The sequence below is a fragment of the Enterobacter sp. 200527-13 genome (assembly GCF_027924865.1).
Classification (GTDB): Bacteria; Pseudomonadota; Gammaproteobacteria; order Enterobacterales; family Enterobacteriaceae; genus Enterobacter; species Enterobacter ludwigii.
The window spans coordinates 145,607-163,578 of the sequence record NZ_BSCM01000003.1 but is presented as its reverse complement, the minus strand read 5'-3'; the positions used below and the strand labels follow the sequence as shown (position 1 = coordinate 163,578).

Below are 17,972 nucleotides of genomic sequence, written 5' to 3'. Positions count from 1 at the left end.
GTCCCTCTCCCGTCTGGGGGAGGGAAATCCTCATCAGGAGGCAACGGCCTCGTCTTCCCCTAAGTCCAGCTGTCGGTTGGATGGCTGAACAAAGTACGTTTTATCTTCCCAGCGCAAGCAGGTTAACTCTCCACCCCAGCAGCAGCCGGTATCGAGACCGTAGATCCCCTCCGGTGTGCCTTTTCCTTCAAGCGACGCCCAGTGGCCAAACACCACGTTATAGGCGTTGGTCACCGGACCGGGAATGGCAAACCACGGTTTAAGAGGCGCAGGGGCGCTTTCCGGTGTCTCTTTGCAATACATATCTAGCTGCCCGTTCGGGAAGCAAAAACGCATGCGGGTGAAAGCGTTCGTAATAAAGCGCAGGCGGGCCAGACCGCTAAGATCTTCGCTCCAGTGATTCGGCATATCGCCGTACATCGCGTCGAGGAAGAAAGGATACGAGTCGCTTGCCAGCACCGCTTCAACGTCACGCGCACAGGTTTTCGCCGTCTCAAGATCCCACTGAGGGGTGATCCCGGCATGCGCCATGACCAGTTTTTTCTCTTCATCGATCTGCAGCAGCGGCTGGCGGCGTAGCCAGTTGATGAGAACATCCGCGTCCGGGGCATCCAGCAAAGGCGAGAGACGATCTTTGGGTTTGTTGCGACTGATCCCGGCAAAGACGGCCAGCAAATGCAGATCGTGGTTGCCCAGTACCATGCGCACGCTGTCGCCCAGTGATTTGACGAAGCGTAGAACGTCCAGCGAGCCAGGGCCACGCGCCACTAAATCGCCCGTCAGCCAGAGCGTATCTTGTCCAGGCGTAAAGTCGACCTGTTTTAACAATGCGATCAGTTCATCGTAGCAACCGTGAACGTCGCCAATCAGATATGTAGACATTAGATTAATGAATGAGTGTTGTAACGGCGAGACGGAACACAGGAATAGCAACGCGGAACACATTGCCATCGACGTCGACCATTTCGTAATGGCCCTGCATGGTGCCCAGCGGCGTTTCGATCACGGCACCGCTGGTATATTGATACTCTTCGCCAGGGTCGATGTGGGGCTGTTCACCAACCACACCTTCACCCTGAACTTCGATTTCGCGACCGTTGCCATTGGTGATAAGCCAGTAGCGCCCAAGCAGTTGCACAGGCATCCGCCCCAGATTGCGAATGGTCACGGTGTAAGCGAAGACAAAACGTTCTTCATCCGGTGAGGACTGGGATTCAACATAAACGCTTTGTACATGGACACATACGCGGGGCGAATCAATCATGGCTTAACTCTCCTTCGGCGGCGCATTTTCGCTGATGTAATTAGCCAGCTTGCAGTACTGTTCTACGGAAATATTTTCTGCACGCATTGCCGGGTCAATACCCAACTCAGTCAGCACTTCAACGGTAAACAGATTGCCCAGGCTGTTACGGATCGTTTTACGGCGCTGGTTAAAGGCTTCCGTAGTAATGCGGCTTAGCACGCGCAGGTCTTTCACCGGGTACGGCATTATTTTATGCGGTACAAGACGCACTACCGCAGAGTCCACTTTTGGTGGCGGCGTAAAGGCGGTTGGCGGTACTTCGAGCACCGGGATCACGTTGCAGAAATATTGCGCCATCACGCTCAAACGACCATACGCTTTACTGTTCGGCCCTGCAACCAGACGGTTAACCACCTCTTTTTGCAACATGAAGTGCATGTCGGCAATGGCATCAGTATAGCTAAACAGGTGGAACATTAGCGGTGTGGAAATGTTGTACGGCAGGTTACCGAACACGCGCAGCGGTTGGCCCATTTTTTCCGACAGCTCACCAAAGTTCATGGTCATGGCATCCTGCTGATAAATCGTCAGCTTTGGCCCCAGGAACGGATGAGTTTGCAGGCGTGCGGCGAGATCGCGATCGAGTTCGATAACGGTCAGTTCGTCCAGGCGTTCGCCTACGGGTTCAGTCAGAGCGGCAAGACCCGGGCCGATTTCGACCATAGCCTGACCTTTCTGCGGATTAATGGCAGACACGATACTGTCGATCACGAACTGATCGTTGAGGAAGTTTTGCCCGAAGCGTTTTCGGGCTAAGTGGCCCTGATGGACTCGATTAGTCATTGAGTATTAACAATCATTTTGATGGCGAGATTAAGCGCCGTAATAAAACTGCCGACATCCGCTTTCCCCTGGCCTGCCAGATCCAGCGCAGTACCGTGGTCAACGGACGTTCGAATAAAAGGTAAACCGAGGGTGATATTCACCCCGCGGCCAAAGCCCTGGTATTTTAGCACGGGCAGGCCTTGATCGTGGTACATCGCGAGCACGGCGTCCGCATTATCCAGGTATTTTGGCTGGAAAAGGGTATCGGCAGGCAACGGCCCGCTTAAGTTCATCCCTTTTGCCCGCATTTCTTCAAGCACCGGAATAATGGTGTCAATCTCTTCGGTACCCATATGTCCGCCTTCACCGGCGTGCGGGTTCAGCCCGCAGACCAGCACATGCGGCTGTTTGATGCCGAATTTGGTTTGCAGGTCGTGATGCAGGATCCCGATGATCTCCCGTAAAAGAGACGGAGTAATGGCATCCGGAATGGCCCTGATGGGCAAATGGGTCGTCACGAGGGCAACGCGCATTGCTTCTGTCGCCAGCATCATAACCACTTTCGGGCTGTGCGAGCGCTCTTCAAAGAACTCCGTGTGCCCGGTAAACGGTATCCCCGCCTCGTTGATAACGCCTTTGTGCACGGGACCGGTGATCAGGGCGGCAAATTCGCCCTTCAGGCAACCGTCGCAGGCACGCGCCAGCGTCTCTACAACATAGTGGCCGTTTTCGGTACTGATCTGACCCGGGATGACGGGAGTACGAAGTGGAACAGGAAGAAGCGTAAGCGTGCCGGCTTGCTGTGGTGCAGGCTGCTGGCCTTCAACGTAGGGGATGAGCGTTAAAGGCAGACCGAGCAGCGTTGCCCGGTCTTGTAACAGTGTTGCATCAGCGCAGACAACCAGTTCCACCGGCCAGCTGCGCTGGGCGAGCTGGACAACGAGGTCAGGCCCAATCCCGGCAGGTTCGCCGGGAGTGATCACAACACGATGCTGTTTCATTAGTTGCTCAGTACTTTCACATAAGCGCTGGCGCGTTGTTCCTGCATCCAGGTTGCTGCTTCTTCAGAGAACTTACGGTTAAACAGCATGCGGTAGGCTCTGTCTTTCTGCGCCGCGTCCGTTTTATCAACATTGCGGGTATCCAACAGTTCGATCAGATGCCAGCCGAAGGAGGAGTGCACCGGGGCGCTCATCTGGCCTTTGTTCAGCTTCATCAGTGCGTCACGGAACGCAGGATCGTAGATATCTGCGGCCGCCCAGCCCAGATCGCCGCCCTGATTAGCAGAGCCGGGATCCTGAGAGAACTCTTTCGCGGCATTCGCAAACGAGGTTTTTCCGCTCTTGATGTCTGCAGCAATCTGTTGCAGTTTCACGCGCGCCTGATCGTCAGTCATGATAGGTGACGGCTTGAGGAGAATATGGCGAGCGTGAACTTCGGTAACCGAAATGTTCTGACTCTGACCGCGCAGATCGTTCACTTTCAGGATGTGGAAGCCCACGCCTGAACGGATGGGACCCACGATGTCACCTTTCTTCGCCGTGCTCAGCGCCTGGGCAAAGATGGAAGGCAGCTCCTGGATACGTCCCCAGCCCATCTGGCCGCCTTTCAGCGCCTGTTGGTCAGCGGAGTAGGTGATGGCCAGTTTGCCAAAGTCACCGCCGTTACGTGCCTGCTCGACAATCGAACGCGCCTGGCTTTCAGCTTCCGCAGCCTGGTCGGAGGTTGGGTTCTCTGGCAGCGGGATCAGAATGTGGCTCAGGTTCAGTTCGGTGCTGGCGTCGTTCTGGTTACCCACCTGTTTTGCCAGCGCGTCCACTTCCTGAGGCAGGATCGTGACGCGACGACGGACTTCATTGTTGCGCACTTCCGAAATCAGCATCTCTTTACGGATCTGATTACGGTACGTTGCATAGCTGATGCCATCATAGGCCAGACGGCTGCGCATCTGGTCCAGGCTCATGTTGTTCTGCTTCGCGATGTTAGCAATGGCCTGATCGAGCTGCTCGTCAGTGACCTTCACACCCATTTTCTGACCCATTTGCAGGACAATCTGATCCATGATCAGACGTTCCAGGATCTGATGGCGCAGGGTAGCGTCATCCGGGAGTTGCTGACCTGCTTCACCCGAATTGAGCTTCACAGATTTCATCAAACCGTCAACGTCGCTTTCGAGCACGACGCCGTTGTTAACCACAGCGGCGACCTTATCAACAACCTGGGGGGCCGCGAAGCTGGTATTCGCAACCATAGCGACACCGAGCAGCAGCGTTTTCCAGTTCTTCATACTTTTTCCATTTCAATTAACCGCAAAGCGGATTACGTTGCAAATTAAGCACATTACAAGGAACTGCGGTACGGCAGAATGTTCGAGCGCAGCATCTGCTGCGTGCCCAGGCCGTAGTTGGAGCTCAGGCCGCGCAGTTCGACATTAAAGCCAATCACGTTATCGTATTTGCCCTGTTCATTCTTGGTATCCCAGCCGTTAAGCTTACGTTCGTAACCGACACGCAGCGCGTAGCAGCAGGAGTTATATTGCAGACCAACCATCTGGTCAGCAGGTTTACTGGTGTTGGTGTCAAAGTAGTAAGCACCGACGATTGACCAGCGATCGGCGATTGGCCAGCTCGCTGCGCCACCCACCTGCGAGATGCCGTCTTTGTACTGATCCGTATTCGCATAGTTTGGCAACGTGGCCTGAATATATTCCGGGCTGGCGTAACGATAGGTCAACTGCAGCATACGGTCTTCATCACGACGGTATTCAATCGCCGCACTGCTTGTCGCAACGTTGTTGAGACGCGTATCGTACTGCACACCCCCGCGTAAACCCCAGCGATCGGTCATACGCCAGTAGGTATCACCCGCCCACACCAGAGAACCCGTTTTGTTGTCTTTTTCCCAGTTAATGTCGTCATCACCGGTCCGGGACTCGGTGAAATAGTAGATTTGACCAACAGAAACGTTAAAACGTTCAACGGCGGCATCATCATAAACGCGCGTTGTGACGCCGGTCGTTAACTGGTTTGCTGACGCAATACGGTCGAGGCCACCGTAGGTACGGTCGCGGAACAGACCGCTGTAGTCAGACTGCAGGAATGAGGAGTCATAGTTCTGAATGTTGCTCTGATCGCGATACGGGACGTACAGATACTGCATACGTGGCTCAAGCGTCTGGGTATAACCCTCCGCCAGAAGACCCATATCGCGTTCGAAGATCAGTTTGCCGTCCATTTTGAACTGCGGCAGGACGCGGTTCACGGATTCTTCGAGATCGGTGCCGTAACGGTTGTTATACCAGTCGAGATTCTTCTGCTGGTAATGGGTGGCCATCAGTTTGGCCTCGGTATTCAGGCTCGACCAGTCATTTGACACCGGCAAATTGATGGTTGGCTCGAGGTGAACACGCGTGGATTCCGGCATATCCGAGTTGGTGTTAACGAAGTGCACGGCCTGGGCGTACACGTGGGTGTCAAACGGGCCAACATCGTTCTGGTACCAGTTAACGTCCAGCTGCGGTTCTGCACCATAAGTGCTTCTCGTCTGGGTATCAAAGACCTGGAATTGCTTGGTAGAGACCGTGGCGTTGAAGTTCTCAATAGCGTATCCCACGCTGAATTTCTGCGTGGCGTAGCCATCGGTACTGGACCCGTATTTGGAGTCAAAGTCGTTGAAATAGTAAGGGTCGCTGACTTTGGTGTAGTCGACGTTAAACCGCCAGACCTGGTCCATCACCCCGGCATGTTTCCAGTAGAACAACCAGCGGTGTTTATCACCTTCTGTTGGATGCTCATCCTGGAAGACTTTATCCGACGGCAGATAATCCAGTTCCATCAGGCCAGTACCCGCCTGCGTCAGGTAGCGGAACTCGTTTTCCCACATAACGTTGCCGCGCTTATGGATATAGTGCGGCGTGATCGTGGCGTCCATGTTGGGCGCGATGTTCCAGTAATACGGCAGATAGAACTCAAAGTAGTTCGTGGTGCTGTATTTGGCATTCGGGATCAGGAAACCTGAGCGGCGTTTGTCACCCACAGGAAGCTGCAGGTAAGGGCTGTAGAAAACGGGTACCGGACCGAGCTTGAAGCGGGCGTTCCAGATCTCGGCAACCTGCTCTTCACGGTCATGGATGACTTCACTTCCGACCACGCTCCAGGTATTAGACCCGGGCAGACAGGACGTGAAGGAGCCGTTTTCCAGAATCGTATAGCGGTTTTCACCGCGCTGTTTCATCAGGTCCGCATCACCGCGCCCCTGGCGACCTACCATCTGGTAATCACCTTCCCAGACGTTAGTGTCTTTGGTATTCAGGTTTGACCAGGCTTTCGGACCTTTCAGGATGACCTGATTGTCGTCATAGTGCACATTACCCAGCGCATCCACCGTTCGTACCGGCTCGGCCGCACCTTCCGGCTGCTTCTGGTGTAATTGCACTTCATCTGCCTGCAGACGGCTGTTGCCCTGGTTAATATCCACATTGCCAGTAAATGTCGCATTGTCAGGATATGTGCCTTTAGAGCTATCGGCAGTAATGGTTACCGGCAAGCTATTCGTATCGCCCTTTACCAGTGGACGATTATAACTTGGGACGCCAAGCATACACTGCGAGGCGAGATCGGCCGCCAGTCCCTGTTGGCTGTACAGGGCGGTGCCAATCATTGTGGCCAGGAGGGTGGGGATACGTTTTTTCATACGTTGTATTTTATTGTTCCGTCATCAGTGGCTACGGCTTACAAACGCTCAGAGACTATCTTACTCATCAGCGCAGTACCAGCGTTAATCCTGCCCGTTTGCGCGCCAGAGTGTTAGGCTCGCTATCGAATGACGAGTATGATAAAGCAAATTATAGGCGATGTCCTTCAATTGACCGTGGCTTGAACACTGTGATGATGACGTTGCGTCGGCCAGGAACATGACTAACCGGGGAGTATATGCAGTATTGGGGTAAAATAATCGGCGTTGCGTTCGCCATCATCATGGGTGCCGGGTTCTGGGGGATCGTACTGGGGCTTATTATCGGCCATATGTTTGATAAGGCTCGCAGCCGCAAAATGGCCTGGTTTGCCAATCAGCGTGAGCGTCAGTCCCTCTTTTTCTCCACCACGTTTGAGGTAATGGGGCACTTAACCAAATCAAAAGGGCGTGTGACGGAAGCCGATATTCAGATAGCCAGCGTCTTTATGGACCGCATGAATCTGCATGGTGACTCCCGTCTCGCGGCACAAAATGCGTTTCGCATCGGCAAAGCGGATAACTATCCGCTGCGCGATAAAATGCGTCAGTTCCGCAGCATCTGCTTCGGCCGTTTTGATTTAATTCGGATGTTTCTGGAGATCCAAATCCAGGCAGCGTTTGCCGATGGTTCACTTCATCCTAATGAACGCGATGTTTTATATGTTATTGCGGAAGAACTGGGCATCTCCCGTATGCAGTTCGACCAGTTCCTGCGCATGATGCAGGGCGGTGCGCAGTTTGGCGGCGGCTATCACCAGCAGTCCTCTGGCGGTGCCTGGCAGCAGGCGCAGCGGGGTCCGACGCTTGAGGATGCCTGTAACGTGCTGGGGGTGAAGCCATCGGACGATGTGACCACTATCAAGCGTGCCTATCGTAAGCTGATGAGTGAGCACCACCCGGACAAACTGGTCGCGAAAGGTTTACCGCCGGAGATGATGGAGATGGCGAAGCAAAAAGCGCAGGAAATTCAGAAAGCGTACGAGTTGATTAAAGAGAAGAAAAGTTTCAAATAAAAAAGGCCCGACACTGTCGGGCCTTTTTTTCAGAAGTCGACCGGGGCTTTAAACGTCATTGCATTGCCAAAAACCGGATGGGTGATGGTGAGCGTCTGCGCATGCAGCTGCAGGCGTGGCGCCAGTGCCAGTGCATCGGGCGGCGCGTAAAATCTGTCCCCCAGAATCGGGTGCCCCAGCGCAAGCATATGGACGCGCAGCTGGTGCGAGCGCCCGGTAATCGGTTTAAGCAGCACGCGCGCAGTGTTATCTGGCGCGTACTCCAGCACTTCATACTCGGTTTGCGCTGCTTTGCCGGTTTCGTAACAGACCTTTTGTTTTGGTCGGTTCGGCCAGTCGCAGATCAGCGGTAAATCCACCAGCCCTTCCGCCGGCTGAGGATGCCCCCAGACACGTGCGACATACTGCTTTTTCGGCTCGCGATCGCGGAACTGGCGTTTCAGCTCGCGTTCCGCCGCTTTATTCAGCGCCACTACAATCACACCGCTGGTGGCCATGTCCAGACGATGGACGGACTCCGCCTGAGGATAATCGCGCTGAATACGCGTCATCACACTGTCTTTGTGCTCATCCAGACGCCCTGGCACGGACAACAAGCCGCTGGGCTTGTTGACCACCATAATGTGCTCATCCTGATAAAGCACCACCAGCCAGGGATCCTGAGGTGGATTGTAAGGCTCCATCACCATCTTGCGCTCCGTTTACTGATGCGTCACAACGATAAGACGCAGGGCATCCAGACGCCAGCCAGCCTGATTAAGGCTTTCCAGCACCTGCTGACGGTTGCTCTCGATCGCTGCCAGCTCGTCATCGCGGATGTTTGGGTTTACCGCTTTCAACGCTTCCAGACGGGAGAGTTCCGCGGACAGTTTGTCGTCGGCTTCTTGACGTGCGGCATCAATCAGCGCCCGGGCCGCTTTTTCGATCTGCGTTTCACCCAGCTGCAGAATAGCGTGCACATCCTGCTGTACCGCGTTGACCAGCTTACTGCCGGTATGGCGGTTCACGGCGCTCAGCTGGCGGTTAAAGCTCTCGAATTCAACCTGAGCGGCGAGGTTCGTGCCGTTTTTGTCCAGCAGCAGACGCACAGGCGTTGACGGCAGGAAGCGGTTGAGCTGCAGCTGTTTCGGCGCCTGCGCTTCGACAACGTAAATCAGTTCCAGCAACAGAGTACCCACTGGCAGCGCTTTGTTTTTCAACAACGAGATGGTACTGCTGCCGGTATCGCCTGAGAGGATCAAATCCAGACCGTTGCGGATCAGCGGGTGCTCCCAGGTGATGAACTGCGCATCTTCGCGCGACAGCGCCACATCACGTTCAAAGGTGATGGTGCATCCATCTTCCGGCAGGCCAGGGAAATCCGGGACCAGCATATGGTCGGACGGGGTCAGGACAATCAAATTCTCGCCACGATCGTCCTGGTTTATGCCAACGATGTCGAACAGGTTCATGGAGAAGCTGATCAGGCTGGTGTCATCATCCTGCTCTTCAATGCTTTCAGCGAGCGCCTGGGCTTTTTCACCGCCGTTGGAGTGGATCTCCAGCAGGCGGTCACGACCCTGTTCCAGCTGAGATTTCAGCGCTTCATGCTTATCACGGCAGGCTTTGATCAGTTCATCAAACCCGTCGGTGTTCTCTGGCGCGGCCAGATAGCCGATCAGATCGGCATGCACCTGATCGTAAATCGGGCGGCCGGTCGGGCAGGTATGCTCAAACGCATCCAGACCTTCGTGGAACCAACGCACCAGAACGGACTGGGCGGTTTTTTCCAGGTAAGGAACGTGGATCTGAATATCATGCGCCTGGCCAATACGATCCAGACGGCCGATACGCTGTTCCAGCAGATCCGGGTTGAACGGCAAATCGAACATCACCAGGTTGCTGGCAAACTGGAAGTTACGGCCTTCAGACCCGATTTCAGAGCACAGCAGAACCTGGGCACCGCTGTCCTCTTCTGCAAACCATGCCGCGGCACGGTCACGCTCGACGATGGACATCCCTTCGTGGAACACGGCGGCGCGAATACCTTCGCGTTCGCGCAGGACCTGCTCCAGCTGCAGTGCGGTGGCTGCTTTGGCGCAGATCACCAGCACTTTCTGAGAACGGTGCGCGGTCAAATAGCCCATCAGCCACTCAACACGCGGGTCGAAGTTCCACCAGGTGCCGGTATCGCCTTCAAATTCCTGGTAAATCTGTTCCGGGTAGAGCATGTCGCGTGCACGCTCTTCTGCAGTTTTGCGCGCGCCCATAATGCCGGAAACTTTAATGGCTGTCTGGTACTGCGTCGGCAGTGGCAATTTGATGGTATGCAGTTCGCGTTTCGGGAAACCTTTCACCCCGTTACGGGTGTTACGGAACAGGACGCGGCTGGTGCCGTGGCGATCCATCAGCATATCGATCAGTTCTTTACGCGCGGAATCCGCGTTGTCACTGTCGCTGTTGGCCGCCTGCAGCAGAGGCTCAATATCCTGCTCGCCAATCAGATCGCTCAGGGTGTTGAGCTCGTCATTCGAGAGATGTTTACCCGCCAGCAGCAGGGCAACGGCATCGGCGACCGGACGGTAGTTATTCTGCTCTTCAACGAACTGCTCAAAGTCATGGAAGCGGTTTGGATCGAGCAGGCGCAAACGGGCGAAGTGGCTCTCCAGACCTAACTGCTCCGGCGTTGCGGTCAGCAGCAGGACGCCTGGTACGCGCTCGGCAAGCTGTTCGATAGCCATGTATTCCCGGCTTGGTGCATCTTCGCTCCAGACCAGATGGTGCGCTTCATCGACCACCATCAGGTCCCATTCGGCGTCGCACAGATGCTCAAGACGTTGCTTGCTGCGGCGTACGAAATCCAGAGAGCAGATCACCAGCTGTTCCGTTTCAAACGGGTTGTCCGCATCGTGCTGGGCTTCTGCATAGCGCTCGTCATCAAACAGAGCGAAACGCAGGTTAAAGCGGCGCAGCATCTCGACCAGCCATTGATGCTGCAGGGTTTCCGGTACCACAATCAGCACGCGCTCGGCTGCGCCGGAAAGCAGCTGTTGATGCAGGATCATGCCCGCTTCAATGGTTTTCCCCAGGCCCACTTCATCTGCCAGCAGAACGCGAGGTGCGTGACGGCGGCCCACGTCATGGGCGATGTTCAGCTGGTGGGGAATAAGGCTGGTACGCTGACCGCGCAGGCCGCTCCACGGCATACGGTACTGTTCACTCTGGAACTTGCGCGCACGATAGCGCAGGGAGAAGCGATCCATACGGTCGATTTGCCCGGCAAACAGGCGATCCTGCGGCTTACTGAATACCAGTTTGCTGTCGAGCAGCACCTCACGCAGGATGACATTGGCCTCGTCGGTGTCCAGGCGAGTCCCGATGTAGGCGAGCAGTCCATTCTCTTCTTTTACGTCTTCGACCTTTAGCTGCCAGCCGTCGTGGCTGGTCACGGTGTCACCCGGGTTGAACATCACGCGGGTCACAGGGGAATCATTGCGGGCGTACAGGCGGTTTTCACCGGTAGCAGGGAAAAGGAGGGTAACCATTCGTGCATCCACGGCAACCACGGTTCCTAATCCAAGTTCGCTTTCTGTATCGCTGATCCAGCGTTGACCAAGTGTAAAAGGCATATTTGTTCGGCTCTAATCGTAAATTGCAGGCAATAGTTCAACCACCGTCAAAAAAGACAGTCATTGAAAAATGGGTCCGGGAATGGAAAGGGCGCTATGGTACTGGATGGCAGCCATTTCGTCACGTGTCAAAATAGGCCAAGTTGCCCTGTCACTAGTGTAGCAAAGTCGTCGTCGATGAAGGGCAAAATTCCGTCCGCGACCGGCTGAAGCTGACGCGTAAGATAGTGCTCGTAATCCAGAGGCGAGTGCTGGTAATCCACGGGTTCCGGGCCGCTGGTGGTCCAGAGGTATTTGATGGTTCCCCGGTTCTGATACTGCGGGGCACGCCCCCGGCGCACGTTCTCCTCATCTGCCAGGCGCGCAGCGCGGACGTGCGGCGGAACGTTGCGCTGGTATTCCGCCAGTGGGCGGCGCAGGCGCTTGCGGTACACCAACTGGGCGTCGAGTTCACCGGCCATCAGGCTGGCAATTGTTTCACGCACGTAGTCCTGATAAGGCTCGTTGCGAAAGATACGCAGATAAAGCGTTTGCTGAAACTGCTGTGCCAGCGGCGTCCAGTCGGTGCGTACGGTTTCCAGCCCTTTAAAGACCATTCGCTGCTTGTCACCTTCCTGAATAAGACCGGCGTAGCGCTTCTTACTGCCCTGGTCGGTACCGCGAATGGTGGGCATTAAAAAGCGGCTGAAATGGGTTTCAAACTCCAGTTCTAACGCGCTGCTTAACCGCTCTTTTTGCAAACTTTCCTGCCACCAGGCGTTCACAAAAGCCACCAGTGATTTGCCGATTCGCGCGGCATCCTCTTCTGAATGTGCGCCCTTAAGCCAGACAAAGGTGGAATCCGTATCGCCATAAATAACGTCATAACCCTGGGATTCAATCAACGCTTTGGTCTGGCGCATGATGTCGTGCCCGCGCATGGTGATAGATGACGCCAGTCGTGGGTCGAAGAAGCGGCAGGCGCTGGTCCCCAGAACCCCGTAAAACGCGTTCATGATAATTTTCAGCGCCTGAGAAAGGGGCTTGTTGCCATGACGCTTAGCCTCGTCGCGACCGTGCCAGATGTTTCCCACGATTTCCGGCAGACAGTGCTTTTCCCGTGAGAAGCGGGCCCCGAGAAAACCTTCTGTGCTGTGCAAATCGTCAGGCTGCGCCATCCCTTCCACCAGCCCGACGGGATCGATCAGGAAGGTGCGAATAATGGACGGATAGAGGCTTTTGTAGTCCAGCACCAGCACGGAGTCATACAACCCGGGCCGGGAATCCATCACGTAACCGCCCGGGCTTGCCTGCGGCGGCACATCACCGAGGTTGGGGGCGACATAGCCCGCCCGGTGCATACGCGGGAAATAGAGGTGGCTAAAGGCGGCCACGGAGCCACCGTGCCGGTCAGCGGCGAGGCCGTTCACCGTCGCGCGCTCGAGCAGGAAGGGCATGATCTCCGTTTTGTGGAAAATCTGCGTCACCAGTTCACAATCTTTCAGGTTGTAGGTGGCGAGCGCCGGTTTGTCTTCGTTAAAGCGCCGGTCGATTTCATCCATTCTGTCCCACGGGTTGTCGATGGATTTCCCTTCGCCGAGCAGCTCCTGCGCCACCGCTTCCAGAGAGAAAGAGGAAAAATTCCAGAAGGCAGATTTGAGCGCCTCAATGCCGTCAATAATCAGGCGGCCATTGGCCTGCGCGAAAAACACACCGTTTTTAAAACCGTGCTCGCGCCATTCCAGCTCGCTGTTTCCGCGCCCCAGCATCAGGGGGATGCGGTAACGTTCAGCATGTTTTTGCAGCACGCGCAGATCGAACTGCACCACGTTCCAGCCGATCAACACATCGGGATCGCGATCGGCAAACCACTGGTTAAGCTTTTCCAGAAGCTGTGGCCGGCTGTTGACATACTCCAGCCGGAAATCCAGCGCGGACGCCTTGCCATTCGGGGGGCCAAGCATATAAACAACCCGATCCCCGCAGCCTTCCAGGCCGATACAGTACAGCTCACCGTGGCGAGTGGTTTCGATATCCAGCGAGACCCATTTCAACGGCGGCCGGTAGGTAGGGTTGGGTTTGAGACGGGCGTTAATAAGGCTGCCGTTTTGCGCGGTGCCGTCGACCCAGACGGGGGCAGTAATAAACCGCTCCATCAAAAAACGTTCTGGCGGGCGGATATCGGCTTCGTACAGCGTCACGCCAGCGTCGCGCAGCAGTTTTTCATAACGCATCAGCTGGCGATGGGCGCGGCAGTAAAGGCCATGTACGGGCTGACGGTGGAAATCTTTCAGTTCAAGCGGCGTCAGGCGCCAGCCGTTTTCACCGCGCAGCAGTTGCTTTACTTTCTCAACGTGATCGTTCGGGATAAAAGCCACGGACTCCTGCGGCGGCAGGGCCACGTGCAGCGGGCCGTTGTCCGTCGCCAGCCAGAATGCCACCTCGGTGCCCTGAGGAGTATCCCGCCAGTGTCGGGTAAGTAAAAAACCTTCTTGCGCCTGCGCCACGCCGCTATCCCATAAAACAAAACCAGGCTTGATTATAGCCTGGTTGAATATTTTATGCTGGGTATATATACAGTTTACTGCCCGTAATAGGCTTTTGCGCCATGTTTACGCAGGTAGTGTTTATCCAGCAGGGTTGGCTGCATATCCGGAAGCTGCGGAGCCAGCTGGCGGCAGAAGATGCCCATATACGCGACCTCTTCCAGCACAATCGCGTTATGTACCGCATCTTCGGCGTTTTTACCCCAGGCAAAAGGTCCATGGGAGTGCACCAGCACGCCGGGCATTTGCGCAGCGTCGATACCCTGTTTTTCAAACGTTTCGACGATAACGTTGCCGGTTTCCCACTCATACTCGCCGTTGATCTCTTCATCAGTCATCAAACGGGTGCAGGGAATGGTGCCGTAAAAGTAGTCTGCGTGCGTGGTTCCGGTCGCCGGAATGGACTGGCCGGCCTGCGCCCAGATGGTCGCATGACGCGAATGGGTATGCACAATACCGCCAATGGTCGGGAAGGCCTGGTAGAGCAGGCGATGCGTTGGCGTGTCGGAGGAGGGTTTTTTCTTTCCTTCCACCACTTCGCCCGTGGCGATGCTGACGACAACCATATCTTCTGCGGTCATTACCGTGTAATCCACTCCTGACGGCTTTATCACGAAGACGCCGTGCTCGCGGTCAACGGCGCTGACGTTGCCCCAGGTCAGCGTCACCAGATTGTGTTTGGGCAGCGCCAGGTTGGCTTCCAGTACCTGACGTTTGAGATCTTCTAACATGCAATCCTCCAGGAAAAGAGGCCCGCCCTGCGGCAGGCCAAAGGTTCCCCTGTTAACGTTTTGAACCGTAATAGACTTCATTCCAGCGCAGCGCGTCTTTGAACGCGGGCAGGCGGGTATCGTTATCAATGACGGTCAGTTCGATGTCGTGCAGTTCGGCGAACTGACGCATGTCATTCAGATCCAGCGCATGGCTGAAGACGGTGTGGTGCGCGCCACCGGCCAGGATCCAGGCTTCCGAGGCGGTTGGCAGGTCAGGCTGCGCTTTCCACAGGGCGTTGGCGACCGGCAGTTTTGGCAGAGAATGCGGGGTTTCAACCGCATCCACACAGTTCACCAGCAGGCGGAAACGGTCGCCCAGGTCAATCAGGCTGGCGTTGATGGCAGGACCGGTACGGGTGTTGAAGATCAGACGTGCCGGGTCGGCTTTTCCGCCAATGCCAAGGTACTGCACGTCGAGGATCGGTTTCTCTTCAACGGCAATGGAAGGACACACTTCCAGCATATGCGAGCCCAGTACCAGGTCGTTGCCGTTTTCGAAGTGGTAGGTGTAGTCCTCCATAAAGGAGGTGCCGCCCTGCAGACCGGTTGACATCACTTTCATAATGCGAAGCAGAGCGGCAGTTTTCCAGTCGCCTTCGCCGGCAAAGCCGTAGCCCTGCTGCATCAGACGTTGTACCGCCAGGCCGGGCAGTTGTTTCAGACCGTGGAGGTCTTCAAAGGTGGTGGTAAAGGCATGGAAGCCACCCTGTTCCAGGAAGCGTTTCATGCCCAGTTCGATACGTGCTGCATCCAGCACGTTCTGGCGTTTGTCACCGTGAATTTGTGCCGCAGGGGTCAGACGGTAGCTGCTTTCGTATTCGTCGACCAGCGCGCTTACATCGCCATCGCTGATTTCATTCACCACCTGCACCAGGTCGCCCACGGCCCAGGTATTCACCGAGAATCCAAATTTAATCTGTGCGGCAACTTTATCGCCGTCGGTGACCGCCACTTCACGCATGTTGTCGCCGAAACGCACTACTTTCAGGTGACGAGTATCTTGTCGGGACACCGCCTGGCGCATCCAGGAGCCGATACGTTTTTGCGCATGCTGATCCTGCCAGTGGCCGGTGACGACCGCATGCTGCTGGCGCATACGTGCGCCGATAAAGCCGAACTCGCGGCCGCCGTGCGCGGTCTGGTTCAGGTTCATAAAGTCCATATCAATGCTGTCCCACGGCAGGGACGCGTTGAACTGGGTATGGAACTGCATCAGTGGTTTATTGAGGATGGCCAGACCGTTGATCCACATTTTGGCCGGTGAGAAGGTGTGCAGCCACACTACCATGCCGGCGCATTTATCGTCGTAGTTCGCGTCGCGGCAGATGTTCGTGATCTCATCCGGGGTCGTGCCGAGCGGTTTGAGCACCAGTTTGCACGGCAGTTTAGCCTCTGCATTGAGCGCGTTGACCACGTGCTCAGCATGTTTCGTCACCTGTTGCAGCGCTTCCGGCCCGTACAGATGTTGGCTGCCAATGACAAACCACACTTCATAATTATTAAAAATGGTCATTATTGTGTCCTTAATGTGTCAGGGTTGCCGTAGTGTCCGCGGTGTGTTTGGCCGGGGCGGCGACAGGGAGATAGTGAAGTTCGGCGCTTTTTGCCCATTGCTGATAGCGCTGATAAAGCTGTTCAAAACGCTGCGCCTGCTGAGCACGCGGCTGGAGGGTATTTTCGACAGCGCTCGCCATGTGCTGCTGCGCGGTCGGGATATCGGCATGAACGCCTGCCGCAACGGCCGCGAAGATCGCTGCACCGAGGGCACAACACTGATCGGAGGCGACAATCTGCAGCGGACGGTTCAGCACGTCACAACAGGCCTGCATGATTACCGGGTTTTTACGGGCGATGCCGCCCAGTGCCATCACGTTGTTGACGTCGATGCCCTGCTCGGTGAAGCACTCCATAATGGCGCGCGCCCCAAAGGCAGTTGCGGCAATCAGGCCGCCAAACAGCGCTGGTGCGTCGGTGGCGAGGTTAAGATCGGTGATCACCCCTTTCAGGCGCTGGTTGGCAAATGGCGTACGGCGACCGTTGAACCAGTCGAGCACCACCGGCAGGTGATCGAGAGAAGGATTCTTTGCCCACGCGGCGGTGAGCTGCGGCAAAAGCTGCTTTTTACTTTCGGCAATCTGGGTCTTCAGCTCAGGATGTGCCGCCGCCAGCTGATCCAGCGGCCAGCCCAGCACGCGGCCAAACCAGGCGTAGATATCGCCAAAGGCGGACTGACCCGCTTCCAGACCGATAAACTCCGGTACGACGCTGCCGTCAACCTGGCCGCAGATGCCTTTTACCGCCCGATCGCCTACGCTGGCTTTATCCGCGGTGAGAATGTCGCAGGTGGAGGTGCCGATAACCTTCACCAGCGTGTTTGGCTGGGCACCGGCGCCCACCGCGCCCATGTGGCAGTCAAACGCCCCGCCGGAGATGGCCACGTTTTGCGGCAGACCCAGGCGCGTCGCCCACTCTTCACAAAGCGTACCCACCGGAATATCGGCGGTGAAGGTGTCGGTGAACAGCGGGTATTGCAGACTCGTGTTGATGACGGGATCGAGTTCATCGAAGAATGCCGCCGGTGGCAGGCCACCCCAGCTTTCATGCCACAGGGACTTGTGTCCGGCGCTGCAGCGTCCGCGGCGGATATCCTGCGGACGCGTGGTACCGGAGAGCAGGGCTGGTACCCAGTCGCACAGTTCAATCCAGGATACCGCGGCCTGCGCAACGGATGCGTCCGCGCGGGTTACGTGAAGGATCTTTGCCCAGAACCATTCACTGGAGTAAATACCGCCGATGTAGCGCGAGTAGTCCGTTTTACCGGGCTGGTGACACAAGCGGGTAATGGCCTCGGCCTCTTCAACGGCGGTGTGATCTTTCCACAGCACGAACATGGCGTTCGGGTTATCAGCAAACTCCGGACGCAGCGCCAGAACATGGCCTTCGGCATCCACAGGGGCAGGCGTTGAGCCGGTACTGTCGACGCCAATCCCGACGATCTCTGCCCGCTGGGCGTCGGTCAGTTCAGTCAGTACGGTTTTGATTGCCGCTTCCATCGACTCAATGTAGTCACGTGGATGGTGACGGAACTGGTTATTTGGCGCATCGCAGTAGCGCCCCTCTTGCCAGCGCGGGTACCACTCAACGCTGGTTGCTATTTCCTGGCCGCTTGTACAGTCCACTGCCAGAGCGCGAACCGAGTCGCTGCCAAAATCGAGGCCAATCGCAATTGCCATGGTGTTGCTCCATCA

The 17,972-nt window shown here is 56.0% G+C and carries 13 protein-coding genes; 1 reads left to right on the top strand and 12 read right to left on the bottom strand.

The window, feature by feature from the left end; translation table 11 throughout:
* Positions 1-33 precede the first annotated feature (33 nt).
* From apaH to lptD, 6 genes are read right to left on the bottom strand one after another with little or no spacing between them, the layout of a single operon-like run.
* Positions 34-882, bottom strand: coding sequence for a bis(5'-nucleosyl)-tetraphosphatase (symmetrical) ApaH (gene apaH, locus QMG44_RS12840; RefSeq protein ID WP_014168593.1), 849 nt, complete (start codon positions 880-882; stop codon positions 34-36).
* 4 nt (positions 883-886) lie between these two features.
* Positions 887-1,264, bottom strand: coding sequence for a Co2+/Mg2+ efflux protein ApaG (apaG, locus tag QMG44_RS12835; RefSeq protein ID WP_014168594.1), 378 nt, complete (start codon positions 1,262-1,264; stop codon positions 887-889).
* Positions 1,265-1,267: 3 nt separating this feature from the next.
* Positions 1,268-2,089, bottom strand: coding sequence for a 16S rRNA (adenine(1518)-N(6)/adenine(1519)-N(6))-dimethyltransferase RsmA (rsmA, locus tag QMG44_RS12830; RefSeq protein ID WP_014168595.1), 822 nt, complete (start codon positions 2,087-2,089; stop codon positions 1,268-1,270).
* Positions 2,086-3,072 (bottom strand): 4-hydroxythreonine-4-phosphate dehydrogenase PdxA, encoded by a 987-nt coding sequence (gene pdxA, locus QMG44_RS12825; RefSeq protein ID WP_047356970.1) that lies wholly within the window; start codon positions 3,070-3,072, stop codon positions 2,086-2,088. The genes rsmA and pdxA overlap by 4 nt, the downstream gene beginning before the upstream one ends.
* The gene (gene surA / locus QMG44_RS12820) at positions 3,072-4,358 is read right to left on the bottom strand and encodes a peptidylprolyl isomerase SurA (protein ID WP_014168597.1); all 1,287 of its coding nucleotides are present in this window, start codon (positions 4,356-4,358) and stop codon (positions 3,072-3,074) included. Before surA ends, pdxA begins: the two co-directional genes overlap by 1 nt.
* Positions 4,359-4,411: 53 nt before the next feature.
* Entirely contained in the window at positions 4,412-6,763 is a 2,352-nt protein-coding gene (gene lptD / locus QMG44_RS12815) for an LPS assembly protein LptD (protein ID WP_014168598.1), read from the bottom strand.
* Positions 6,764-7,002: 239 nt separating this feature from the next.
* Between lptD and djlA the strand changes: the two genes are divergently transcribed.
* The gene (gene djlA, locus QMG44_RS12810; RefSeq protein WP_014168599.1) at positions 7,003-7,818 is read left to right on the top strand and encodes a co-chaperone DjlA; all 816 of its coding nucleotides are present in this window, start codon (positions 7,003-7,005) and stop codon (positions 7,816-7,818) included.
* A gap of 29 nt (positions 7,819-7,847) precedes the next feature.
* Here djlA and rluA read toward each other — a convergent pair whose 3' ends face one another.
* The 6 genes from rluA to araB all read right to left on the bottom strand — a co-directional run bounded on the left by rluA (position 7,848) and on the right by araB (position 17,957).
* The gene (gene rluA, locus QMG44_RS12805) at positions 7,848-8,507 is read right to left on the bottom strand and encodes a bifunctional tRNA pseudouridine(32) synthase/23S rRNA pseudouridine(746) synthase RluA (protein WP_014168600.1); all 660 of its coding nucleotides are present in this window, start codon (positions 8,505-8,507) and stop codon (positions 7,848-7,850) included.
* 12 nt (positions 8,508-8,519) lie between these two features.
* A complete protein-coding gene (rapA, locus tag QMG44_RS12800) occupies positions 8,520-11,426 on the bottom strand; it encodes an RNA polymerase-associated protein RapA (RefSeq protein ID WP_040018606.1) in 2,907 nt (968 codons plus the stop codon).
* 128 nt (positions 11,427-11,554) lie between these two features.
* Positions 11,555-13,912 (bottom strand): DNA polymerase II, encoded by a 2,358-nt coding sequence (gene polB / locus QMG44_RS12795; protein WP_086533237.1) that lies wholly within the window; start codon positions 13,910-13,912, stop codon positions 11,555-11,557.
* A gap of 74 nt (positions 13,913-13,986) precedes the next feature.
* Positions 13,987-14,682 (bottom strand): L-ribulose-5-phosphate 4-epimerase, encoded by a 696-nt coding sequence (araD, locus tag QMG44_RS12790; protein ID WP_032679615.1) that lies wholly within the window; start codon positions 14,680-14,682, stop codon positions 13,987-13,989.
* A gap of 52 nt (positions 14,683-14,734) precedes the next feature.
* Positions 14,735-16,237, bottom strand: coding sequence for an L-arabinose isomerase (araA, locus tag QMG44_RS12785; RefSeq protein ID WP_014168604.1), 1,503 nt, complete (start codon positions 16,235-16,237; stop codon positions 14,735-14,737).
* Positions 16,238-16,247: 10 nt separating this feature from the next.
* A complete protein-coding gene (araB, locus tag QMG44_RS12780; protein ID WP_025205438.1) occupies positions 16,248-17,957 on the bottom strand; it encodes a ribulokinase in 1,710 nt (569 codons plus the stop codon).
* Between the last annotated feature and the right edge of the window lie 15 nt (positions 17,958-17,972).